The following is a 22883-nucleotide window of genomic DNA, read 5'->3' as shown; positions in this document are numbered from 1 at the left end:
GCGGCATCGCGTCTATCCTGCGTGCAAGAGATCGGAGGGAAGCGATGCGCTACAAGGTGATCGAAGAGGATCCCAAGACCTACGCCCTGATCTTCGAGACAGGCGACGACCTGGTGGCAGGGCTGCAGCGATTCGTCGCGGAGCAGCAGATCTCAGGCGGCAGCTTCACCGCCATCGGCGCCCTCTCGTCCGTGACGCTGGCCTGGTTCGACTGGGAGACCAAGCAGTACCGGGTGTCCGTCGACCTGCGCGAGCAGATCGAACTGCTCTCGCTGGCCGGCGACATCGCCCTGAAGGACGACGAACCGGTCGTGCACGCGCATGTCGTCGTCGGCCGGCGCGACGGCACCGCACACGGCGGGCACCTGCAGGAGGCGACGGTCCGGCCGACGTGCGAACTGATCCTGACCCAGACGCCGGCACCCTTGAGAAAGCACATCGATCCGGAATCGGGCCTCGCGCTCATCCGACTCTGAACACCGTCCCCGCACCGTTCCGCGCGCGTCGCCCGGCGCCTGCCCATCGCCACGCGGACGCCGCCTTCGACCCATGTCGCCCGCACTAGGCTTCAGGCATGAACCCCCGCGCCGACAGCGTCGACGGCGTGCTGCGTCGCAGCGCCGCCCGCACCCCCGATCACACCGCACTGACCTTCCAGGACCGGACGTGGACCTATCGCGAACTCGACGACGCCGTCTCGCGAGCCGCGGCCTGGCTGGTGGCCAAGGGCGCCGCGCGCGGTGACCGCGTCGCCGCGTACGGCACGAACTCCGACGCGTACCTGATCGCGTTCCTCGCCTGCGCCCGCACCGGGCTCGTGCACGTGCCGATCAACTACGCCCTGCGCGGCGACGAGCTGTCGTACCTGCTGTCCACGTCGGGCGCGAGCGTCGTGCTCGTCGACCCGGCGCTGGCCGAGGCATCCACCCCTGTCTGCGCGGCCCTTGCGATCGACGATGTCATTCCCCTGCGCGACGGCCCCGGTTCGCTGCTGGATGCCGCGACCGACGGCCCCGTGCCCTCGTTCGTCGACGGACCCGATGCCGGCGATCTCGCCCAGCTGCTGTTCACGTCGGGTACGACCTCGAAGCCCAAGGCCGCCATGATGAGCCACGGCGCCCTGGTCGCGGAGTACGTGTCGTGCGTCATCGCGCTCGATCTCGCCGCAGACGACCGGCCGCTCGTGTGCATGCCGCTGTACCACTCGGCCGCGATGCACGTGTTCATGCTGCCGTACCTGTCGATCGGGGCGACGGTGACGCTGCTGGGTGCGCCCGTGGTCGGCGAGATCCTCGAGCGCGTCGAGGCCGAGCGGATCGGGTCGCTCTTCCTCGCGCCCACGGTGTGGGTGCCGCTGGCGAACCACCCCGACCTCGACACTCGCGACCTGTCGTCGCTGACCAAGGCTCAGTACGGGGCGTCGATCATGCCCGTCACGGTGCTGCAGCGGCTGCGCGGACGCTACCCCGACCTGGGCTTCTACAACTGCTTCGGCCAGTCCGAGGTGGCGCCCCTGGCCACGGTGCTGCGCCCCGAAGAGCACGACCAGCGGCCTGCGTCGTGCGGCCGTCCGGTGTTCTTCGTCGAGGCGCGGGTGGTGGATGCCGAGGGCCGAGACGTGCCGGACGGTGAGGCCGGCGAGATCCTGTACCGGTCGCCGCAGCTGTGCGACGGGTACTGGAACGATGAGGCGGCCACGGCCGCGGCGTTCCGCGACGGCTGGTTCCACTCCGGCGACATGGTCACCCGCGACGCCGAGGGGTTCATCACGGTGGTCGACCGCATCAAGGACGTCATCAACACCGGCGGCATCCTGGTCGCGTCACGCGAGATCGAGGACGCGCTGTACACGCACGACGCGGTCGCCGAGGTCGCTGTCGTGGGCATGCCCGATGACCGGTGGATCGAGGCGGTCACGGCCTTCGTGGTGCTGCGCGACGGGCAGGATGCCACGCCCGAGGCGCTGATCGCGCACGTGAAGGGCGTGCTCGCCCCGTTCAAGGTGCCCAAGCGCGTCGAGTTCGTCGACGAGCTGCCGCGCAACCAGAGCGGCAAGCTGCTCAAGCGCGAGCTGCGCGCCCGCGGCTGACGCGGGGCGCGCGCAGGTCAGCGGACGATCGCGGTGATGGTCGTCAGGCGCGCGAGCACCTCGTGGCTGATCGAGCCGAGCAGCAGGCGGGCGAACGCACCGCGGCCGTGGCTGCCGACGACGGCGAGCCGGGCGTCCTGCGCCAGCTCGGTGATGATCGTCGAGGGATACCCGCACTCCACGCGCTCGACGATCTCGAGGTCGGGGTACTGCTCGCGCACCGCCGTGAGCGTGTTGCGCAGGATCTCGCCGGTCACGCCCTGCATGTCGTCGAGGTACGGCTCGGGGTATCCGCTGAGCGGGCCCGGGATGGGCATGGGCGTCCACACACTGACCGCGGTGAGCGTCTCGCCGAGCCGTGACGCTTCGGCGGCGGCGAAGGCGACCGCGCCGGCCGAGGTCTCGGAGCCGTCGGTGCCCACGACGACCCCGGTGCGCCCCGTCGTGTCGAGGTCGGGAACGGCTACGACGGGGCAGTGCGCTGCCGCGGTGATCCGGATGCCGTGCGACCCGCGCGTCGACCCCGGTCCCTGCGCATCGCTGCCGATCACGAGCAGCGCCGCGGACTCGGATGCCTCGACCAGCAGCGCGACCGGATTGCCGCGCTCGACGCGGGTCGAGACCTCCGCGCCCGCCCGACGCGCGCGTTCGGCGTGCTGGTCGAGCAGATGCTGGGCCGCCTCTTCGGCCGTGCGGACGACGTCGTCCTCGCCGACGGCGCCGACGGCGCCGCCGACCACGGTGATCAGCTCGAGGTGCTGTCCGAGGGCCGCCGCCCGCTGGGCCGCCCAGTCCACGGTGCGGGCCGCTACGGGGGCGGCGGTGACTCCGACGAGGATCGTGTCGCTCATGATGACCTCCCTGTGCTCACAGGCTAGGCCACCGGTGCGGTCGGCGGCGAGCCCCGGCGCCGGGAGAATTCGTCTGGGCGCTCAGTCCTCGGCGCCTGAGCGCTCAGCCCTTGGCCACCTTGGCTGCGGCCTTCATCTCGCGCTTGAACTCGCGCACCTTCGCGAGCGACTCCGGCGAGACGATGTCGGCGACGCTGCGCAGCGATCCCTCGTCGCCGTAGGGGGCGGATGCCTCGCGCCAGCCGGCGCCGGTGAATCCGCGCTGCTTGCCCAGCAGGGCCAGGAAGATCTTCGCCTTCTGCTCGCCGAACCCCGGAAGCGTGCGCAGTCGCTTGTACACCTCGGCGCCGGTGGGCTCGTCGCGGGTCCAGATGGCTGCGGCATCCCCGCCCCAGTCCTGCTGGATCGTCTGGCACAGCGCCTGCACGCGTGCGGCCATCGAGCCCGGATAGCGGTGGATCGCCGGCGTCTGGCGGAACGCCTCGACGAGGGCGTCGGGATCGCAGCCGGCGAGGGTCGCGGCATCCACCGACCCGACGCGCTGCTCGATCTTGAGGGGACCGGTGAACGCCGTCTCCATCGCGACCTGCTGGTCGAGCAGCATGCCGATCAGCAGCGCCAGCGGGTTGTGCGTGAGCAGGTCGTCGGCCGCGGCGTCCGCGGTGATGTTCAGCGCCATGCAGACAGTGTGGCACCTCGTGGTGACGGCGCGCAGGGCCCTCAGGGCTCGAGCGCCGCGTCGACGAGGGACTCGACGTGGATGCGCGTGGTGGGGAAGACCGGGACCGGGCTGTCGTCGGGGGCGACGAGCAGCTCGATCTCGGTGCAGCCGAGGATGATGCCCTGCGCGCCCACCGCGACGAGACGCTCGATGATCTCTCGGTAGGCCCGGCGCGAGTCCTCCGAGATCACGCCCCGCACGAGTTCGTCGTAGATGACCCGGTGGACGACGGCCCGGTCGTCCGCGTCGGGGACGAGGGTCTCGATCCCATGCCCGGCGAGCCGGTCCCGGTAGAAGTCCTGCTCCATCGTGAACGCGGTGCCCAGCAGGCCGATCCGGTCGAGGCCTGCCGCGCGAACCCTCTGTGCGACCGCATCGGCGATGTGGAGCACCGGGACCCGGACGGCGGCCTCGATGTCTGCGACGACCTTGTGCATCGTGTTCGTGCACAGCGCGATGATCTGCGCCCCGCCTGCTTCCAGCGCGACGGCACGTGCGGCGAGCACCGCGCCCGCGTCTTCCCAGCGCCCGGTGCTCTGCAGCGCCTCGATGTCGTCGAAATCCACCGAGTCCAGCAGTACGCGAGCCGAATGGACTCCGCCTAGCCGCTCGCGGACCCGTTCGTTGACCACCCGGTAGTACTCCGCGCTGGACTCCCAGCTCATCCCGCCCAGCAGCCCGATCATCTTCATCGCCCCACAGTATCCATCGCCTCGGACGCCGGGCAGAAGATCCTGCCGCGGCCCTGGTGGGGCGCGGATGACAGGATGGACGGGTGAACACCGACGACCCGTCCTCCTTTGAGTCGGACGCAGTTCCGCTCGACGCGCTCGCGGCGCAGGCCGCCGGGCTGCACGTCGCCGTGATCGGCGGGGGCGTCGCGGGTCTGGTCGCGGCCTGGGAGTGCGCGAAGGTCGGACTCGACGTCACGGTGTTCGAGGCGTCCGAGCGGTTCGGCGGCACGGTGCGCTCGGTCGAAATCGACGGGCTGCGGGTGGATGCCGGAGCCGACGCGTTCGGTCCCGCCGCGCTGACCCGCCTGATCGACGACCTGGGCTTGGCCGACGACGTCGTGGAGCCGCTGACCGAGCAGCGCTGGGTCTGGACGGGCGCCGCCGCACCGCTGCCGGGCGACACGGTCCTCGGCATCCCCGAGAACATGTTCTCGGACGACGCACGCCGGCTGCTCGGCACCGCCGGCATGTGGCGCGCCTATCTCGATCGGCTGCGCCCGCCGCTGACGATCGGCCACGAGCGCCGCCTGGACGTGCTGGTGCGCCGTCGCATGGGGCAGAAGGTGCTCGATCGCCTGGTCGCGCCGCTCACCGCCGGCGTCTACGGCACGACGCCGGACCGGATCGACGTCGACATCGCCGCCCCCGGGCTGAACGCCGCCCTCACCCGCGCCGGGTCGCTGTCGGGTGCGGTCGCGGTGCTGCGGGCCGAGCGAGAGGGCGGCCCCGCCCTGCGGTCGCTGACCGGCGGCATGGGCCGGCTCGTCGATGCCCTGACCGAGCACCTGACCGCCCGCGGCGTGCGGCTGCGGACGGATGCCGCGGCCACGGCACTCGAGGCGCCGGCCGACGGCCGTCCTCGGTGGATCGTGCACACGGCGGCCGAGACGGTGGCCACGGTCGAGGCCGCCGTCGAGACCGCCGAGCTCGAGCCCGCCCCCGAGGCCTTCGACGCCGTGATCGTCGCGACCGGCGAAGGCGCGGCACGGGCGGTGCTCGCGCCGATCCTCGAGGCGCTGCCCGCGGCGGTCGGGGACGGGTCCGAAGCCGGTGCGGGCGTCGCGATCGAGACCGTCGTGCTCGTCGTCGACGCGCCCGGGCTGGACGCACGCCCGCGCGGCGCCGAGATCGTCGTCGCCCCCGGGGCGCGGGCCGCCGCGAGCGCCCAGCACCTCACCGCCCGGTGGGCGTGGCTGGCCGAGGCCGCAGGGTCGCGGCATGTCCTGCGCGTCACGTTCGGGTCGGGCGCCCGCGCCGCCGCCACCGCCGGACTCGACGACGCGCAGGCCGCCGACCTCGCGCGGGCCGAGGCATCCGCCCTCTTCGGCGTGGAGCTGCCGCCCGCCGCCGTGCGCGCCGCCGTCCGCGAGCCGTTCGTGCTCGCGCCCAACCGCGCGGTGCAGGGGCGCGTCGACGCGGTCGCGCGCGTACGCCGTGCCGTCGAGGCGCTGCCGAGACTCACGGTGACCGGTGCGTGGATCGGCGGGGGCGGCCTCGCGCAGGTGGTCGCCGATGCGGCGGCGGCCGCCGATCGGCTGCGTCGGCGCACGCTCTTCGGGGATCGTTCCGAGCCCTGAAAGGGTGGATGCCTGAAACGGCATACAGCGTTACCCTGGGGTGAGACCAACGAGGTGAGGAGACCCGATGAGGGGCAAAGTCGGACTCGTGATCGGGATGGCCGTGGGCTACGTCCTCGGGGCGCGAGCGGGACGCGAGCGGTACGAGCAGATCAAGGAGCAGGCCGAGAAACTCTGGAACCTCCCGCCCGTGCAGAAACAGGTCGACAAGGCGAAGGAGTTCGGCAAGTCGGCGGCGATGGCCGTGCCGAGCGTCCTGTGGGACGGGGCGGTGAAGGTCGTGAAGGCGGCCGGCTCGCGGGGCACCGCGGGCGAACGGGTCGATGCCGCGGGCCGCGCCGGCCGCGAAGCCGCCGGTGACGTCGCGGATGCGGTGAAGACGGCGGCCGCCGATGCCGAGGACGCATCGCGCGAGCGCGACGGGAGCTGAGATGCCCACGTCACGCAGGTTTCGCGACCGGTCGGCGGACGGCTTCCTGACCCTGGTCGGCGAGCTGCCCGAGCTCGTGCGCAATCTCGTCGTCGCCGAGATCGACGCCGCCAAGACGTGGGTGCGCCGCACCGCGAAGGATGCCGGGATCGGCGCGGGCTGGATGGTCGTGGCCCTGTTCTTCCTGTTCTGGTCGGTGCCGGTGCTGCTCGGCTTCTTCGTCGCGGGGCTCTCGTCGTGGTGGCCGGTGTGGCTGTCGGCGCTGGTCGTCTTCTTCATCGGCCTGCTGCTGGCGGTGGTGTTCGCGCTGCTGGGGCTGCTGCGGTTCCGGCGGCTGACCCGTCGCGAGAACCCCGGCCAGGCCATCGCCAAGGACGTGAAGATCGTGAAGGACGTGACCGATGAGTTCTGACACCGGCATCCCGCGCACCGCCGTGCCGCTGGACATCGAGGATCCCGTCGCGAAGGCCCGTGCGGAGCTGAAGGCCGCGCTCGCCGCGATCGAAGAGAAGGCGAACGTGCCCAAGCGGGTCGCGCGTGCCACCCAGCGCCGGATCGCCGCCGCACGGGTGTTCGCGCAGGAGAGCCCCGCCCTGGCGTCGGTCGCCGTGGTGGGGGTCGCCGCAGCCGTCGGACTCACGGTGTGGGGGCTCGTCAAGCTCTACACGCGATGACCCGCGGTGCGTAGCACACTCCGGCGGGGGTATGCTCTGTCGTTAGGCAGTGGCAAAGGTGCGAGTGCTGCCGACGGCGCGAACCCGAACCGCGCATTGTGCGCGCCGGGGCCGAAGTCGCCCGTCGGCTGCCCCAACTTGGGCGGCCGGCGTCGAATCAGATGAGCCGAGCCCCCGAACACCACATCATGAACCCAGCCACATCGCATCCCGCGGCCGAGACCGCCAAGCCCTTGGACGGATGGCGCGTACTCGTGCCCCGAGGCGGCCCATGGGGTGACTCCGTCGCGGCGACGCTGCGCGCACAGGGCGCCGTGCCGGTCGTCGCGCCCCTGATCAACTTCGCCTCGCCCGACGACCTCACCCCGCTCGAGCAGGCCATCGCCGATCTCGCCGCCGGCGCCTACGACTGGGTGACGCTGACCAGCGCCACCACCGTGGACGTCCTGTTCGCCTATCGCGCCGTGATCCCGTCCACGACCAAGGTCGCCGCCGTGGGCGAGACGACCGCGGCGGCCCTGCAGTCCGTCGGCTACAACGTCGACCTCGTGCCCGCGAAGGACAATTCCGCAGCCGGCATGGCCGACGAGCTGATCGCCCTCGAGGCGAACCCCCGCCGCATCCTCACCCTGCGCAGCGAGATCGCCAAGCCCGTGCTGACCAAGCGGCTGGTCGCCGCCGGGCACGACGTGCACTCGGTCGTCGCGTATCGCACCGTCGGCGTGCCGGTGACCGAGCGCATCGCCCGCGATGTCGCGAACGGCCGCATCAACGCGATCCTCGTCACCAGCGGCTCGGTCGCCGAGCAGGTGCGCACACAGTTCCACGACATCCCGCCCGAGACGCTCATCGCTGCGATCGGCCCGCGCACCGCGAAGGATGCGCGCAAGGCCGGCCTCGACGTCGACATCGTCGCCGAACGGCAGACCGTCGACGCCCTGATCGACGCCGTGTCGCAGTTCTCGCTGCCGCACGCGACCGACGAGTTCCACTTCTGAGGCCCGGGTGACCCGGGTCGTCGTCCTCGCCGGCGGTGTCGGCGGCGCGAGGTTCACGCTCGGCGTGCGCGCGGCGCTCGTCCGCCGCGGCGACCCCGAGGCGACCGTCGTGGTCAACACCGGCGACGACCTGTGGCTGTCGGGCGTGCGGCTGCAGCCCGACGTCGACTCGGTGCTGTACGCGCTGGCTGAGCAGAACGACACGCAGCGCGGCTGGGGCCGCGCGAGCGACACCGAGCGGGTGAACGCCGAGCTGCAGGCCTGGGGGGCGGGCTGGCCGTGGTTCACACTCGGCGACCTGGATCTGGGCACGCACCTGGCCCGCACCGGGTGGCTGCGCGACGGCCTGTCGGTGACCGAGGTCGTCGAGCGGCTCTCGCGCCGCTGGCCGATCGGCGTGCGGCTGCTGCCGATGACCGACAGCGAGGTCGACACGCACGTGCGGCTGGCCGACGGCGGTCGTATGCACTTCCAGGAATGGTGGACCCGGCACCGCGCGGCGCTTGCACCGGTCGGATTCGAGAACCCGGGCATCGAGGATGCCGCGCCCGCGCCGGGCGTGCTCGAGGCGATCGCCGCAGCCGACGTCGTGCTGCTCGGGCCCTCCAACCCCGTGGTCTCGATCGGTCCGATCCTCGCCGTGCCGGGCGTCCGCGACGCGCTGCGGGAGGCCCGCCGCGTCGTCGGCGTCTCGGGGATCATCGGCGGCAAGGTCGTGCGCGGCATGGCCGACGTGTGCCTGACCGCGATCGGCGTCGACACGCGCGCCGATGCGGTCGCGGCCCACTACGGCGCCCGTGTGAGCGGCGGACTGCTGGATGCGTGGCTTCTCGGCGAAGAGGATGCCGCGCTCGCGCCGGCTGTCGAAGCCCTGGGCGTGAAGCCCGTCGTCGCCCCGCTGTGGATGACCGACGTCGCGGCGTCGGCCGCCATCGTCGACGCCGCCCTCGCCGCGGTCGATCTCGACCGCTGACCCCGTCGCGCGGCGGCGTCCGGCCCGCGGCCGCGCCGGCTACCCCCGTGGCTGGGCTGCAGGTTCCCGCTGATGCGCCAGAGAAAAGCAGCCGCATCAGCGGGAGCCTGCAGCGCGTCGGCGAAACCTGCCGCATCAGCGGGATGCTGCAGCATTCGATCCCGGGGCTCAGCCGCTTGCGCGGGGGCCCGCGGGGTCGGAGGGGTACAGCGCGGCTGTGCGGCGGCCGAGGCCGAGCGCGGCGGCGTCGTCGAGCTGTTCGGGCGTGTCGACGTCGCGGCGCAGGGTCGAGGCATCCGGTACGTCCAGCACGGTGCAGCCCAGCGCGACGTGCCGCGCGAACGACCCGTCGCCGAACGCCGACGCCCATCCGATGCCGGGCCGAGCGGTCACGAGCGTGGACCCCGTGCCCTCGGCGTCGGGCACGACAGCGCGGTCGATGGATGCCGCGGCCCGCAGCGCTGCGGCGAGATCGGCCGGTCGCAGCGCCGGCAGATCGCCGAGCAGCGCCGCTCGGTGGCCCGTGTCCGCGGCATCCATCCCCCGGGCGATGGCAGCGTTCAGCCCGTGCGGATCACCCTCGTCGACCACCGTCGCGCCCAGTCCGCGCGCGGCGGCGGCGACCGCGGCGTCGCCGGTCACGACGATCACGGCACAGACCCGGCGAGCGGCATCGATCGTGTCGAGCGCGATGGCGCGGGCGAGCTCCGCCCGGTCGACGCCGGCTCTTCCCAGCCGGGACTTGCCGTGCGCGGGCGGCTTGACCGGAATGACGACGGTCCAGCCCGTGCAGAGCTGTGGACGTCGGGCGGAGTGCGGCCCGCGCAGAGGCCGAAGGGGGCCGGTGATGATCAGATCTCCGGAGTTCTGCGCGCTTGGGGCACCACCACCGGACTCACTGCCCGACCATCGCGCGCAGACGCGGCAGGATCTCGGCACCGTACATGCGCAGGAACTCCTCCTGGTCGGCGCCCGGGTCGTGGAACACCAGGTGCCGGAATCCCAGGTCGATGTACTGCCTGATCCGCTCGACGTGCTCGTCGGGGTCGGTCGACACGATGAACCGCGACGCGACGCGCTCGATGGGCAGTGCGGCCGCCCGCCGCTGCATGTCGATCGGGTCGTGCACGTCGCGCTTCTCCTCCGGGGTCAGCGCCAGCGGCGCCCAGAACCGGGTCTTGTGCAGCGCGGTCTCGCGGTCGGGGTGGTACGAGACCTTCACCTCCATGAGCGTGTCGACGTCGTCCGCGGCGCGGCCGGCCTTCTCCAGCCCCTCGCGCAGCGCCGGCAGCAGCGTGTCGCTGTACAGCGCCGGGTCCTTGCCGCTGGTCGTGATGTACCCGTCGGCGATGCGGCCCGCGAGTCGCGTGGCGGCGGGCCCCGACGCGCCGATGTAGATCGGCACCGGACGAAGCGGACGGTCGTAGACCGTGGCATCCTTCACCTGCCAGAACCGCCCGTCGAACGTGACCCGCTCGTCCTGCCAGAGCGCGCGGATGAGCGTGATCGCCTCTTTCAGCCGCTGGAACCGCTCCGGCGGATCGGGCCACTCGAGCCCGAGCGTGACCTCGTTCAGCGCCTCGCCGGTGCCCACGCCCAGGATCACCCGCTCCGGGTACAGCACCCCGAGCGTCGCGAACGCCTGCGCGATCACCGCCGGGTGGTACCGGAACGTCGGCGTCAGCACCGACGTTCCGATCAGCACGCGCTCGGTGCGCGCGCCGAGCGCGCCGAGCCACGGCAGGGCCGCCGGAGCATGCCCGCCCTCGTGCATCCACGGCTGGAAATGGTCCGACAGGAACACCGAGTCGAATCCCATCTGTTCGGCGAGCACGCCGAAGCGCAGCAGCTCGTCGGGTCCGAACTGCTCGCTGGAGGCCTTGTAGCCGAACCGCAGGGTCATCGTGTTCCTCGTCTCGTCGTCGCGGGCAGGAATTCGTCGCCGGATGCCGCGGCCAGCCGCGCGCGGAACGCCCCGACCGTGCCCGGCCACAGCAGCGTGAGCCGGCCCGACCGCTCGTCGACGTACCAGTTGTCGCAGCCGCCCGTGATCCAGGGAGTGGATGCCGCAGCCCGATCGATCTCGGCGGTGTACGCCGCCTCGGCGGCGGGGTCGACCCGCAGCGTGCCGCGGCCGGCCGCGAGGGCGCGGGCGGCGTAGGCAGCCTGCTCCTCCATCATGAGCACCGAGGAGTTGTGGCCGAGCGACGCGTTGGGCCCGTCGAGCACGAACAGGTTCGGGAAGCCCGCGACCACGGTCGACGCGAACGCGGTCATCCCGTCTGCCCAGTGCTCGGCGAGGGTCTCGGTCTCGCCGCGCACGAGGTCGGCGTAGGGCTGCTGCGTCGACTGGAACCCGGTTGCGAGCACGACCGCGTCGGCCTCATGCCGGGTGCCGTCGCCCGCGATCAGCGTCGACCCGTGCACGGCGGCCAGCGGCGACGGCACGAGGTGCGCGGCGCCCGAGGCGACAGTCGGGTAGAACGTGTCCGAGAGCAGCACGCGCTTGCACCCGAACGCATAGTCGGGCGTGAGCGCGCGGCGCAGCGCCGGGTCGGGCACCTGCGCGTGCAGATGCGTGAGCGCGATCTCGCGCGCGGCGGCTGCGGCATCCACGTCTCCCGACCGCGACGCGAACCGCGACTCGCCGTCGAGATACAGCTCGTCGCGCAGGCGCTGCATGGTGGCCGGATCGGCGGCGAAGGCCGCACGCTCGGCGGGGGAGTACGCGCGGTCGTCGCGGGGCACAATCCACGCGGGCGTGCGTTGGAACAGCGTGACGCGGGACGTCTTCGCAAGCTCGGGGACGAGCTGAACGGCCGACGCGCCCGTGCCGATCACCGCGACGCGGGCGCCGTCGAGATCGGCCGTGTGATCCCAGCGCGCGGAATGGAAAAGCGGGCCCGGGAACGACTCCAGCCCCGGGATGTCGGGGATGCGCGGCTCGGTGAGCCGCCCGCAGGCGAGCACGAGGGCATCGGCCGCGATCGCGCCGCGCTGCGCGCCGCCCGTGCGGATGCGCCAGCGGTCGGCCGCGGCATCCCACACCGCCCCCAGCATCGGGGTGTTCAGCCACGGCTCGATGCGCTCGGCCGCGGCCACGTGCTCGAGGTAGGCGCGGATCTCGGCCCCCCGCCCGAACACGCTCGACCAGCCGGGGTTCGGGTGATCGGCGAAGCCGTACAGGTGACTCGGGATGTCGCACGCGACACCGGGATACGTGTTGTCGCGCCAGGTGCCGCCGAGCGACGGGGCGCGCTCGAGCACGACGACATCGTCGATCCCGGCCCGGCGCAGGGCCATGGTGGCGGAAAGCCCCGCGAACCCGGCGCCGACGACCACGACCTCAGGCATGCCCGCCCGCCTCGCGGTAATCGGTCGTGCGGACGCGGAACGGTCGGAACAGGTGCGCGGCCAGGGCCCCGGCATCGCGCACCGGCAGCTGCTGACCGTGCTCGATCCCGGCCTGCGGGCGCACCCGGCCGTCGAGCAGCGTGCCGCCCAGGTCGTCGCCGCCGGCCTGCAGCAGCGCGGCGGCGCCCTCGCGCCCCACCCGGGTCCACGGGATCTGGATGTGCCGGATGCTGCCGTTCAGCAGCAGCCGCGATACCGCGACCATCGCCCGGTTCTCGTCCCGCGGCGATCGGCCCGGCACGAGGGGCACGCCGCCGGCAGCCCCCGGCAGCGGGATCGGCACGAACTCGGTGAACCCGCCCGTCTCGTCCTGGATCGCGCGCAGCGCGCGCAGGTGCGCGATGCGCTCGGCCGCGGTCTCGACGTGGCCGTAGAACAGCACGCTCGTCGAGCGGAACCCGGCCCGGTGCGCGGCCGTGATCCCTTCGATCCAGCGGTCGATCTCGAGGTCGCCGGGGGCGATCAGCGCGCGCACCCGGTCGCTGAGCACCTTCACGCCGGTGCCCGGCACGGTGCCGACCCCGGCGTCGTGCAGGTCTTCGAGCGCGCGCACGAGGCCGACCCCGGCGCGGTCGGCGAGGTCCCACACGTCCTGCGGGCGATACGCGTGCAGATGGATGCCGGGGGCGGCGCGCTTCGCGGCGCGCACGACGTCGAGATACGCGGCCGGGTCCGCGGCATCCGGAACCCGGCCCTGGATGCACAGTTCGGTGGCGCCGAGCTCCCACGCGTCGGCCGCGATCGCCGCGACATCGTCGAGCGTGAACGTGGTGGGATCGGCCTCGCGGGCCGGTCGCAGCCCGGTCGTCGTGAGATTGCGATTCACGACGATGCTCACGGCCTCGCCCACCGTGTATCGGCGCACGTCGTCGGCGGCCTGGGCGAGGGCGTCGAGGTCGGCGCCGGTCGCGCGCAGCAGCCGCTCCCAGTCGGCGTCGTCGAGTCCGAGCGGGTCGGCCGCGGCGGCCTCGGCGAGGGCAGAGATCGCACCCCGGTCCTCGAGTGAGCGCAGCGAGTCGAAACGACGTTCCTCGGGGTGACGTTTCGACTCGGTCGCGCTGCGCGCGTCCTCGCTCAACGACCGGGTGTCGACGCGGGCCAGTCCCGTCTCGGGGTCGGCCAGCGCCGCGACGGCGGGCTGGAGGCCCGGGTCGATCCAGGTCGCGGCATCCCGCACGAAATGAGGGTGGGCGGTGAGCCGCTCGCGCAGCGCGAAGCCCGCTGCGGCGGTGTGCGCGGCGAGCTCGTCGATCTGCGGCCACGGTCGCTCGGGGTTGACGTGGTCGGCGGTCAGCGGAGACACCCCGCCCCAGTCGTCGATGCCGGCGCGCACGAGCAGTTCGAGCTCGGCGGCGTCCGACAGGTTCGGCGGCACCTGGATGCGCATGTCGGGCCCGAGAACCAGCCGTGCGACGGCGACCGCCGCGACGTACTCGCGCAGGTCGGCGTCGGGCGCCGCGCGCATGGCCGTGCCGGGCTTGGCCCGGAAGTTCTGCACGATCACCTCCTGCACGTGGCCGTGGCGCTCGTGCAGGTCGCGGATCGCGACGAGCGATTCGGCGCGGTCGCGCAGGGTCTCGCCGATTCCGACGAGGATGCCGGTGGTGAACGGAATGCGGGCGGCCCCGGCATCCTCGATCACCTTCAGGCGCACCGCCGGATCCTTGTCGGGCGATCCGTAGTGCACCTGGCCCGGCTCTTCGAACAGCCGCCGCGAGGTGGTCTCGAGCATCATTCCCATCGACGGGGCGACCGGGCGCATCGCGTCGAGCTCGGCACGGCTCATGACCCCCGGATTGGCGTGGGCGAGCATGCCGGTCTCGCGGGTGATCAGCCGCGCCATGTCGGCGACGTAGTCGAGCGTCGACGCGTAGCCGTGCTCGTCGAGCCAGGCGCGGGCGGCCGGCCAGCGGTCCTCGGGCCGGTCGCCCAGGGTCAGCAGCGCCTCTTTGCACCCGAGCGCCTGCGCCTGCCGGGCGACGGTCAGCACCTGCTCGGCCGACATGTACATCGGCTTGTGCAGCTTCGCCAGCTGCCCCGGCGTGTCGACGAACACGCAGTAATGGCAGCGGTCGCGGCACAGCGTCGTCAGCGGCAGGAACGCCTTGCGCGAGTAGGTGATGACGCCGGGGCGCCCCGCGCGGGCAAGGCCCGTGTCGCGAAGGGATGCCGCGACCCGCAGCATCCCGTCGAGCTCCGCGCCCTCGGTCCGGCCGAACGCCCGCAGCAGCGTCTCGGCCTGCGCCGCATCCAGGCGTCCGCCCTCGGCTGCCGCCGCGAGGGCGCCGGCGGTCGTGTGCAGGTCGGTGTCGATCAGCGTCACCGTCCCAGTCTTGCATCCGCACGAGGGCCGTTCTCCATCGCGTCGATCGTTGCGGCACTGTGAGCAAAATGGTCGGGATGCCACGGCCCGACGCTGGCACACTGGAGACATGGTGACGCTGCTGCTCGACTCCACGGCCCTCGAGGTCGTGCTGTCGGTCACCGAGCATGCGCTCGCGTTCCGCCGGCACAATCTGCAGATCGAGCGGTCGCACATCGTCAAGGTGCAGTTGACCGACGATGCCTGGACGTGGCTGCGCGGTGTGCCCGACCCCGGCACGTACATCCCGTCCGCCGTGGCAATGGGCACGTGGAAGTCGGCCGGCGGCCGCGACTTCGCCGTGATCCGGCGTCGCCGGCCGAGCGTCGTGATCGACCTCGAGGGGCACGACGAGTTCCAGCGCGTCGTCCTGACCACGCGGCACGGCATCGCCCTGGTGAAGGCGCTGCGCATGGACGCGGGCGACCTGCCCGAAGAGGTCAGCGACATCGTGGCGCACCGGCCGCCCAAGCCCCGGCCGGCCAAGCCGCGCCCGGCGACGGCCTGACGCCGGCGCTACTCGACGTCGCGGCGCCAGCTGGCGACGTAGCCGAGGATCAGCAGCACCACCGCATAGCCGAGCAGGACGAGTCCGCCCTCCCACCACTCCAGCTGCGCCGATCCGGCACCCGACCCCGCGCCCACCGCCGCGTAGATGCTGTGGCCGACCAGCGCGTCGCCGGCGGCGCCCGGCATGAACTGCATGATCTTGTCGAGGTTCTTCACGAACGCGGCCGCGACCCGTCCGATCGGCTCGACGAACTGGGTGAAGGCGAGCACCACGACCACCGCGGCGACCTGGTTGCGCAGCAGCGCCCCCACGCCGATGCCGACGAGCACCCAGAGCACGAACCCGATCACGATCCGGCCGAACATGGCCCACGTGTCCGGGGCGTCGAGCTCGGCATCCTGCCCGAAGCCGGCCAGGAACCCGGCGGCCGGCCCCACCGTCGCGATCAGGGCGACGACGGCGTACAGCACCCCGATGCCGATGCCGACGAGGGCCTTGGCGCTCAACACCAGCCCGCGCCGCGGCGTGGCCAGGAACGTGGGCGTCAGCGTCTGATGGCGGAACTCTGCGGTGACCATGAGCGTGCCGATCAGCAGCGGGAAGACGTAGCCGATCGTCGATGCCACGCTGTAGAGGATGGGCGCAAGACCCGTCGACGGGATCTCGCCATGGGCGGTCTGTGTGGGCAGCGCGCCGGCGGTCGTGGCGGCGAACACGAAGCCGAGGCCCGCCGCGGTCATGCCGATGTAGACCACCAGGATGAGCCCGATGATCCACCACATCGCGGTGGTGAACAGCTTCGTCGATTCGGACCGGGTGGCGGCGGTCAGGCTCATCGCGAGTCCTCTCCGTCGTGGGCGGATGCTTCGTCGGCGGGCACCTCGTCGCCCTCGCCGCCGTCGGATGAGACGTCGCCGGGGGATGCCTCGTCCGCCGGCTCGTCGGCTCCGGCGGCGTCGCCGTGGTCGAACGACTGGAAGAACGCGTCCGCCGCGATGTCGGATTCGGTCTTCTGCTCGTGCGGGCCGTCGTCGTCGAGGTGGGCGGGCTCACCGGCGATGTCGTCGATCTCGTCGTCGGCGATCGTGGGCGCGGCGTCGGCGTGCGTGTCCGGCGCCGGCGACGAGAATATCTCGGGCTTGATGGCGGGGGTGGACGGCGCCCACCAGTCGGCGGGCGGCTTCCACTCCCGCGGCCCGGTGTGCGCCGGCCGCGGCGGTTCTGCGGATTCGTCGTCGGCCTCGGGCTCGACGTCGGGGACGTCCTCGGGCTCTGGCGCGCTCTCGGCCACGGAATCGGCGCTGTCGGGCGGCGGGACGACGTCGGCGGTGTCGGGCGTCGCGGGCTCTTCGGCGGGGATGATGTCGATGACCCCGGTCGCCGCGACCGCGAATCCGCCGCTCGCGGGCCGGGTCTCGGCCGGCGCGGGCGCGGGGGCGCGGCCCGCGTCCGGCGCGCGATCGACGAGCGCGACGACGCCGGTGGCCGCCGTGGCCGTCAGAGCCGGCACCTGCCCGTCCGCGACGGCGTCGGCCTCCGGCCCGGTGTCCGCCTGCGCCCGCGTCCCCGGCGCACCCTCGGCCTCTGGCGAAGTCTCGGCCGCGTCCGGTTCCACAGCCGGCTCGGGCCCGGCACCCTCCGCGGCCGGCATGTTCTGGCCCGACGGATGCACGCGCATCCCGCTCACCAGCTCGAAGAAGACCTCCTCGAGGGCCGGCCCGCGGCGCTGCAGCATCGACAGCGCCACGCCGGCGTCGGCGGCGGTGCGCCCGATCGTCAGCGGCTCCGCCCCGCGGATCGTCAGCCCCGACCGCAGCACCTCGTACTTCACGCCGGCCGAATCCAGCGCGGCCTGCAGGGCGGCGCGATCCGGGGCATCCACCACCGTCGCGTACTCCGACGCGTCGGCCAGGTCCTCGAGGGCGCCGGCGTAGACGAGCCGGCCCTGCGAGATGATCAGCAGCTGATCGACGGTCTGCTGCACTTCGGCGAGCAGGTGCGACGACATGAGGATCGTGCGGCCCTGCCGGGCGAGCTCGCGCAGCAGTCCCCGCATCCATGTGATGCCCTCGGGGTCCAGTCCGTTCACCGGCTCGTCGAGCACGAGCACCCCGGGGTCGCCCAGCAGTGCGCCGGCCAGGCCCAGCCGCTGCCGCATGCCGAGCGAGAAGCCACCCACCCGGCGGCCGGCGACATCGGCCAGACCCACCAGGCCCAGCGCTTCGTCGACCCGCGACGTGGGCAGGCCCGCCGCGCGGGCATACACCGTCAGGTGCGCGGCGGCGGTGCGCCCGGGATGGAAGCTGGATGCCTCGAGCACGGCGCCGACGGTCTGCAGCGGGTGCGCGAGCCGGGCGTACGGCACCCCGCCGATCGTGGCCGTCCCGCCGGAGGGCCGGACGAGGCCGAGGAGCATGCGCAGCGTCGTGGTCTTGCCGGCGCCGTTCGGGCCGAGGAAGCCCGTGACCGAGCCGGGCTCGACGCGAGCGGTGAAGTCGTCGACGGCGAGAACGGAGCCGAACTGCTTCGAGAGTCCCGCGAACTCGAGCACCTGTCCTTCTGGCATGCCGAACCTCTCCTCATCGCGGGCCGTGTCTCCCCTATCTTGGCGGAAAATGGGCCGTACGTCCGGGATATCCAGCCGATCCTTCAGGCCTTCCGCCCCCGGGTCGCGCGTTCGGCGCCGCGGACGGCGCCCGGGTAACGTTGCCAGGGTGACCGAGTCGCCCGCAACGCCCGAACCCACCGTCATCGCCCGCACGCACGGCAGCCTCGGGCGCATCACCCTGAACCGTCCGCGGGCGATCAACGCGATCGACCTCGACATGATCGAACGGGTCGCCGCGGCGCTGGACGCCTGGGAGCAGGACCCCGACGTCGAGAACGTCGTGATCGACGGCGCCGGGGACCGCGGTCTGTGCGCCGGCGGCGACGTGCGCAGCCTGTATGACCAGATCACCGCGGGGCACGCCGAAGACACCACCGCGTTCTTCCGCGCCGAGTACGCGATGAACGACCGCATCGCCGAGTACCCGAAGACGATCGTCGCGCTCGCCGACGGCATCACGATGGGCGGTGGTATCGGCCTGGCCGGACACGCCGCGATCCGCGTGGTCACCGAGCGGTCCAAGCTCGCCATGCCCGAGACCCGCATTGGCTTCACTCCCGATGTGGGCGGCACGTGGCTGCTGGGCCGGGCGCCCGGGCGCATCGGCGAGTACCTCGGGGTCACCGGGACGGTGATGGATGCCTCGGACGCGATCTATGCCGGCTTCGCCGACCACTTCGTCCCCAGCGACCGCCTCGACGGACTGCGCGACGCGCTCGAGACGCGCGCCGACCCGCCCGGACCCACCGACATCGTGCTGCTGTTCGACGAGACGCCCGTGACCTCCAGGCTCGAGGCCGCCCGCCCGTGGATCGACGACGCGTTCAGCGCCGACACGATCGACGAGGTCGTGCGCCGGCTGCGCGCACGACCCGAGCCCGAGGCATCCACCACCGCCGATCTGATGGGCGAGCTGTCGCCGACCGGCATGGCCGTGACGCTCGAGGCCGTGCGCCGCGCGCGCACGCTGCCCGACCTGCGGGCCGCGCTCGAGCAGGAGTACCGCCTGGTGATGTGGTTCGGGCAGACCCAGCCCGACCTGGTCGAGGGCATCCGCGCGCAGCTGGTCGACAAGGACCGCAACCCGCAATGGTCACCCGCCGCGATCGACCAGGTGGCGCCCGAGACGGTCGCCGCCGCGTTCGACCACACGCCGCCCGTGCCGCTCTGGGGCTGAGCGCGGGAATCTTTCACTATCGTCCGGTCCGGAGCCGGGTCTACACTCCAGGTATCTGCGCTCTGGGGTGCGCGCTCTGGGGGATCCGTTCCTGGAACTTCGCGTCGTTCACGCGCAGCAGGACATCGACGACTGCGCTTGGCGCACGGTCGCCCTCCGACGCCCACGTTGATCGCCTACGTCGCACGGCCGAGCCGGTGTCGACTCATTGGGGAAACAACGAAAGAGGGACTGATGAAGATGTCATCCAGCTGGGGCATGCGGGCGATCTGCGGGGTCGCCGCCGCGGCGACCGTCGGCGCCCTGGGCATCATGGGTGCCGGGGCGGCGGTCGCCGACGGCACCGGCGACTGTCAGACGGCGGGCGACTCCGGCTTCACCGCCGCGATCGTCGCCACCGCAGGGCAGACCATCACGCAACGGACCGTCGACGCGGCCGGATGCGACGTCGGCATCTATGTGGACGTGCCGGACGTCACGATCGACCGGGTCACGGTGACCGGCGCGAACGCCGCCGGCATCCTCGCCGAGAACACGTGGAACGTCACGGTCAGCCGGTCGAAGGTCACCGACAACGGCTTCCACGCCCCCGCCGCACCCAACCCTCCGGGGACGCCTCCGTCGGCCGGGCAACTGGATCAGGCGTTCGCGATCAGCCTGTTCGGGGTCTCGCACTCCACCGTCAGCCAGAACACCGTGTGGAACAACGGGCGCGGCGGCATCGGCATCATGGACAACGGGCCGTTCGACCCGGGTCGCGTCGTCGGGCTGCCGACGTACCCGGAGAACATCCCGGTCACCGACGTCACGGTGAAGCAGAACACGCTGTGGTCGAACTTCGCGGGCTGCGCGATCGTCGTCTCGGCGTTCAACACCGGCAACACGGTCGACCACGTCACGGTCACGCAGAACACGATCCGGGAGGGTGCGAGCCCGTTCGGACCCACCGGTCCGGACGTGGGCGGCATCGTGGCGCAGAGCAACGGCGCGGGCAGCGTCGTCAGCAACATCATGATCAGCCGCAACTCCGTCACGGACTCGGGTGAGGGCGGCGTCATCGTGCACGCCGCGGCGCCCGGCTCGATGACGAAGAACGTCACCGTCGAGCGCAATGTGCTCTCGGGCGACGGCTGGCTGACCGCGCCGGCGACCATGGGCATCGTCGTCGACTCGCGGCTGATCCCCGAGAACCTCGGTCAGATGAACGTGAACACGGTCGTGACCCGCAACACGATCTCGAACGAGTTCTACGGCATCTGGGCACAGGGGCCGGACGCACCGATCCTGTCGTACAACGACATCACCGTCACGGCAGGGGGCGAGCCCGTCCACATCCAGTGACCCGCTGAGAGCTCCTGCGCACCGGACCGGCTACCCTGGTTCCGGTCCGGTGCGGGAGGAGGCGCGGTGTTCGACAGTCCCCTGTCGGCGTCGGCGTACGAAGTGCTCGGGGTCGACCCGGCGGCCGACGACGAGGCGCTCCGCAGGGCGTACCGCCTGCGGCTGCGCCAGACGCACCCCGACACCGGGGGAGACGCGGCCGTGTTCATCCAGGTGCAGCAGGCATGGACCCTGGTCGGCACCGCCGACGCCCGCGCCGCATACGACCGCGGGCACGGATTCGGAGAGACGCAGCCGCCCGAATGGAGCGGATGGCGCGCTCCCACGTCCCGCGCCGATACCCGGCCGCGTGCCCGCTCCTACGGCCAGCCCGGCGGACGACGGCGCGAGCAGTTCCTGGCACTGATCCGCGAGTGGGCCGGCCGGGGCGTCGACCTGGCCGACCCGTACGACCCCGCCCTCGTGCGCCGGGCGCCCGTCGAGATCCGGCGGCTGCTGGCGGACGCACTGGCCGAAGAGGCGACCGCCCGCATCGTCGGCGAGCTGGGCATGGGCTACACGGTGTGGCACGACGTGGCCGCCGGCCGCCACGTCGACCAGAAGGTCGACCACGTCGTGCTCGCACCGAGCGGGCTGTACGGCATCCTCTCCGAAGACCTCGGAGGACCCGTGCGCGTCCGGCGTGGGGAGCTGGTGGGGGATGCCGTGGCCGGCGCGCCGATCGCGGACCTGATCGCCGGCATCCGCTCGATCTCGCGCGGCGCGCACGTGCGGTTCGGCGGCGCGATCGTGGTGCTGCCCGACGACGACGTCGTGCAGGCGATCGACGAGCTCGGCAAGGTCCGCGGCGTGCGCACGGTGCTGGCCGCTCGCGGCGCCCTCGCCAACGTGCTGCGCCGCGGCGTCGCCGGCGCCCCCGAGATCGGCGGCAACGAGATCTTCGACGTGCGCACCCGCCTGAACCAGACGCTGCGCTTCGCCTGAGCCGCATGAGCGGCCGCGCGCCTCAGCCGATGCCGAGCAGCTCGACCGGGTGGGTCAGCCGCCACCACAGGCCGGGTCCGTCGATGTCGCGGGTGAGGGTCACATCGACGGTCGCGGCATCCACCGGCCCTTTCGCCGTCAGCGACCCGACGACGTCGCCCTTCGCGCGATGGTCGCCGAGCTTCAGCGTCGCCTTCGCGGTGGCGGTCGCCCCGTTCCACAGTGCGACCGTCGCGTCGCCCGCGGTCACCACCGGCACCCACTCGCCCCACGACGTGTGCACGGTGCCGACCCTCGTCCCGGCGGCAAGGCCCGGGGTGGCCGCCAGTTGCTTCTCGACCTGCGCGAGCAGCGCCCGCGTGGCCGCCGTCCGGGTCTTCTCGTCGGGCTGGTGGAGGGTCACGGCGTCGATGCGCACGGTCGTGCCGCCGACCGTGACGTCCTTGCTCACCAGCAGGTTGTAGCCGTCGAGGGTGCCGGTCTTCAGCCCCACGACGCCCTTGTCGCCGATCAGGCTGTTGGTGTTCTTCACGAGCCCCGCGCCGGGCAGCTTCACCGACTTCTTCGCGACGATCTCGGCGATCACCGGATCGTCCATGGCGAGCCCGGCCAGACGCACCAGAGCGGCGGGTGTCGCGGTGTTGCCGGGGTCGATGCCGGTCGGATCCGTGATCGAGATCCCCGAGATCCCGTGCGCGCTCAGCCAGTCCTCGGCGGCCGCCGAGAATGCACGCGGGCTCGGCCACAGGTTGTAGGCGAGCCGGGTGGCGTAGTTGCCCGCCGAGCCCAGCAGCATGCCCTCGAGCAGCTGGTACTGCGTGAGCGTGCCGCCGGCCGGCACGTCGAGCGCTGACTCGTTGCGTCGCAGGAACTGCCAGTATTCGGCCCGGTCGCCGTACGTGAACCGGAACTCCGGCCCGCTCTGGCCGACCTGCAGCGGCATCCGGTCCAGCACGACCAAGGCCGTGACGACCTTGGTGATGCTCGCCATCGTGACCTGGTCGCCGGCCGAGGCCATCGTCGTGCCGACCCCGTCGACGGCGACCGCCGCCGATCCGGCCCTGGGCCAGGTGAGGGATGCCGCGGCTGCCGCGGGTGCGGTCACCGACGTCGCCGTGACCGTCGGAGGCAGGGCCGTCAGCGGCCAGACCCCCATGGTCACGCCGTACGCGACGAACAGCAGCACGACCATGCCGAGCGGTACCAGCACGCCCGGGCGCAGCGCCGACCGGCGCGGCCGCTCGGACAGCAGCGGCGTCGCGGTCGAGGTGACGTCGCTGGATGCCACGGCCACGGCCGCAGTGGCGGTCGGGCTCGAGCCGTCCCACCAGTTCAGAGCGCCGACCGTGCGCGATCCGTCGCCGGTCAGGACGGTGCCGTCGACGACGCCGGGATCGGCCGCAGGGCCGGGCGTCGTATCGGCGGAGGTCACCACGCCA

General features: G+C 72.5%; 22 protein-coding genes. 12 read left to right on the top strand and 10 right to left on the bottom strand.

What is annotated here, in order from left to right; translation table 11 throughout:
• The first annotated feature begins 44 nt into the window (after nucleotides 1–44).
• Nucleotides 45–476, top strand: a complete 432-nt coding sequence (locus tag AC3RX0_RS08385) for a PPC domain-containing DNA-binding protein (protein WP_491505524.1) — start codon at nucleotides 45–47, stop codon at nucleotides 474–476.
• Between the two features lie 98 nt (nucleotides 477–574).
• Nucleotides 575–2089, top strand: a complete 1515-nt coding sequence (locus AC3RX0_RS08380; RefSeq protein ID WP_491505523.1) for a fatty acyl-CoA synthetase — start codon at nucleotides 575–577, stop codon at nucleotides 2087–2089.
• Between the two features lie 17 nt (nucleotides 2090–2106).
• Here the strand turns inward: AC3RX0_RS08380 and AC3RX0_RS08375 are convergent, their stop codons facing one another.
• From AC3RX0_RS08375 to AC3RX0_RS08365, 3 genes are all read right to left on the bottom strand, one after another.
• The gene (locus AC3RX0_RS08375; RefSeq protein WP_491505522.1) at nucleotides 2107–2940 is read right to left on the bottom strand and encodes a universal stress protein; all 834 of its coding nucleotides are present in this window, start codon (nucleotides 2938–2940) and stop codon (nucleotides 2107–2109) included.
• A 103-nt stretch (nucleotides 2941–3043) separates the two neighbouring features.
• On the bottom strand, nucleotides 3044–3619 hold the full coding sequence (locus AC3RX0_RS08370) for an HhH-GPD-type base excision DNA repair protein (protein WP_491505521.1): 576 nt from the start codon (nucleotides 3617–3619) through the stop codon (nucleotides 3044–3046).
• Between the two features lie 41 nt (nucleotides 3620–3660).
• Nucleotides 3661–4353, bottom strand: coding sequence for an aspartate/glutamate racemase family protein (locus tag AC3RX0_RS08365; RefSeq protein WP_491505520.1), 693 nt, complete (start codon nucleotides 4351–4353; stop codon nucleotides 3661–3663).
• Nucleotides 4354–4436: 83 nt separating this feature from the next.
• Between AC3RX0_RS08365 and AC3RX0_RS08360 the strand changes: the two genes are divergently transcribed.
• From AC3RX0_RS08360 to cofD, 6 genes are all read left to right on the top strand, one after another.
• Nucleotides 4437–5972: a protoporphyrinogen/coproporphyrinogen oxidase gene (locus AC3RX0_RS08360; RefSeq protein ID WP_491505519.1), complete on the top strand. Its 1536-nt coding sequence runs from the start codon at nucleotides 4437–4439 to the stop codon at nucleotides 5970–5972.
• Between the two features lie 67 nt (nucleotides 5973–6039).
• Nucleotides 6040–6402: a hypothetical protein gene (locus AC3RX0_RS08355; RefSeq protein WP_491505518.1), complete on the top strand. Its 363-nt coding sequence runs from the start codon at nucleotides 6040–6042 to the stop codon at nucleotides 6400–6402.
• 1 nt (nucleotide 6403) lies between these two features.
• Complete coding sequence (locus AC3RX0_RS08350; protein ID WP_491505517.1) at nucleotides 6404–6814, top strand: phage holin family protein; 411 nt, start codon at nucleotides 6404–6406, stop codon at nucleotides 6812–6814.
• Nucleotides 6804–7076 (top strand): hypothetical protein, encoded by a 273-nt coding sequence (locus AC3RX0_RS08345; protein ID WP_491505516.1) that lies wholly within the window; start codon nucleotides 6804–6806, stop codon nucleotides 7074–7076. The genes AC3RX0_RS08350 and AC3RX0_RS08345 overlap by 11 nt, the downstream gene beginning before the upstream one ends.
• 188 nt (nucleotides 7077–7264) lie before the next feature.
• Nucleotides 7265–8074 (top strand): uroporphyrinogen-III synthase, encoded by an 810-nt coding sequence (locus tag AC3RX0_RS08340; RefSeq protein ID WP_491505515.1) that lies wholly within the window; start codon nucleotides 7265–7267, stop codon nucleotides 8072–8074.
• A gap of 7 nt (nucleotides 8075–8081) precedes the next feature.
• Nucleotides 8082–9047 (top strand): 2-phospho-L-lactate transferase, encoded by a 966-nt coding sequence (gene cofD, locus AC3RX0_RS08335; protein ID WP_491505514.1) that lies wholly within the window; start codon nucleotides 8082–8084, stop codon nucleotides 9045–9047.
• A 168-nt stretch (nucleotides 9048–9215) separates the two neighbouring features.
• Here the strand turns inward: cofD and cofC are convergent, their stop codons facing one another.
• From cofC to cofG, 4 genes are read right to left on the bottom strand one after another with little or no spacing between them, the layout of a single operon-like run.
• On the bottom strand, nucleotides 9216–9986 hold the full coding sequence (cofC, locus tag AC3RX0_RS08330) for a 2-phospho-L-lactate guanylyltransferase (RefSeq protein WP_491505513.1): 771 nt from the start codon (nucleotides 9984–9986) through the stop codon (nucleotides 9216–9218).
• On the bottom strand, nucleotides 9943–10950 hold the full coding sequence (gene fgd, locus AC3RX0_RS08325; RefSeq protein ID WP_491505512.1) for a glucose-6-phosphate dehydrogenase (coenzyme-F420): 1008 nt from the start codon (nucleotides 10948–10950) through the stop codon (nucleotides 9943–9945). Before fgd ends, cofC begins: the two co-directional genes overlap by 44 nt.
• On the bottom strand, nucleotides 10947–12401 hold the full coding sequence (locus AC3RX0_RS08320; protein WP_491505511.1) for a flavin-containing monooxygenase: 1455 nt from the start codon (nucleotides 12399–12401) through the stop codon (nucleotides 10947–10949). The genes fgd and AC3RX0_RS08320 overlap by 4 nt, the downstream gene beginning before the upstream one ends.
• Complete coding sequence (cofG, locus tag AC3RX0_RS08315) at nucleotides 12394–14784, bottom strand: 7,8-didemethyl-8-hydroxy-5-deazariboflavin synthase CofG (RefSeq protein ID WP_491505510.1); 2391 nt, start codon at nucleotides 14782–14784, stop codon at nucleotides 12394–12396. Before cofG ends, AC3RX0_RS08320 begins: the two co-directional genes overlap by 8 nt.
• 109 nt (nucleotides 14785–14893) lie before the next feature.
• Here cofG and AC3RX0_RS08310 point away from each other — a divergent pair, with 109 nt between their 5' ends.
• Complete coding sequence (locus tag AC3RX0_RS08310) at nucleotides 14894–15331, top strand: hypothetical protein (protein WP_491505509.1); 438 nt, start codon at nucleotides 14894–14896, stop codon at nucleotides 15329–15331.
• An 8-nt stretch (nucleotides 15332–15339) separates the two neighbouring features.
• Here AC3RX0_RS08310 and AC3RX0_RS08305 read toward each other — a convergent pair whose 3' ends face one another.
• Complete coding sequence (locus tag AC3RX0_RS08305; RefSeq protein ID WP_491505508.1) at nucleotides 15340–16170, bottom strand: ABC-2 transporter permease; 831 nt, start codon at nucleotides 16168–16170, stop codon at nucleotides 15340–15342.
• Complete coding sequence (locus AC3RX0_RS08300) at nucleotides 16167–17900, bottom strand: ABC transporter ATP-binding protein (protein WP_491505507.1); 1734 nt, start codon at nucleotides 17898–17900, stop codon at nucleotides 16167–16169. The genes AC3RX0_RS08305 and AC3RX0_RS08300 overlap by 4 nt, the downstream gene beginning before the upstream one ends.
• A gap of 148 nt (nucleotides 17901–18048) precedes the next feature.
• Between AC3RX0_RS08300 and AC3RX0_RS08295 the strand changes: the two genes are divergently transcribed.
• The 3 genes from AC3RX0_RS08295 (at nucleotide 18049) to AC3RX0_RS08285 (ending at nucleotide 21444) form a co-directional block, all read left to right on the top strand.
• Nucleotides 18049–19119 (top strand): enoyl-CoA hydratase/isomerase family protein, encoded by a 1071-nt coding sequence (locus AC3RX0_RS08295; RefSeq protein WP_491505506.1) that lies wholly within the window; start codon nucleotides 18049–18051, stop codon nucleotides 19117–19119.
• A 234-nt stretch (nucleotides 19120–19353) separates the two neighbouring features.
• Complete coding sequence (locus tag AC3RX0_RS08290; protein WP_491505505.1) at nucleotides 19354–20460, top strand: right-handed parallel beta-helix repeat-containing protein; 1107 nt, start codon at nucleotides 19354–19356, stop codon at nucleotides 20458–20460.
• Between the two features lie 66 nt (nucleotides 20461–20526).
• Nucleotides 20527–21444 (top strand): DnaJ domain-containing protein, encoded by a 918-nt coding sequence (locus AC3RX0_RS08285; RefSeq protein WP_491505504.1) that lies wholly within the window; start codon nucleotides 20527–20529, stop codon nucleotides 21442–21444.
• A gap of 22 nt (nucleotides 21445–21466) precedes the next feature.
• Here AC3RX0_RS08285 and AC3RX0_RS08280 read toward each other — a convergent pair whose 3' ends face one another.
• On the bottom strand, nucleotides 21467–22876 hold the full coding sequence (locus tag AC3RX0_RS08280; protein WP_491505503.1) for a D-alanyl-D-alanine carboxypeptidase family protein: 1410 nt from the start codon (nucleotides 22874–22876) through the stop codon (nucleotides 21467–21469).
• Between the last annotated feature and the right edge of the window lie 7 nt (nucleotides 22877–22883).

Source organism: Microbacterium sp. W1-4-2, from assembly GCF_058349885.2.
The sequence above is the reverse complement of the archived record's forward strand: the minus strand, read 5'-3'. Positions and strand labels throughout refer to the sequence as shown.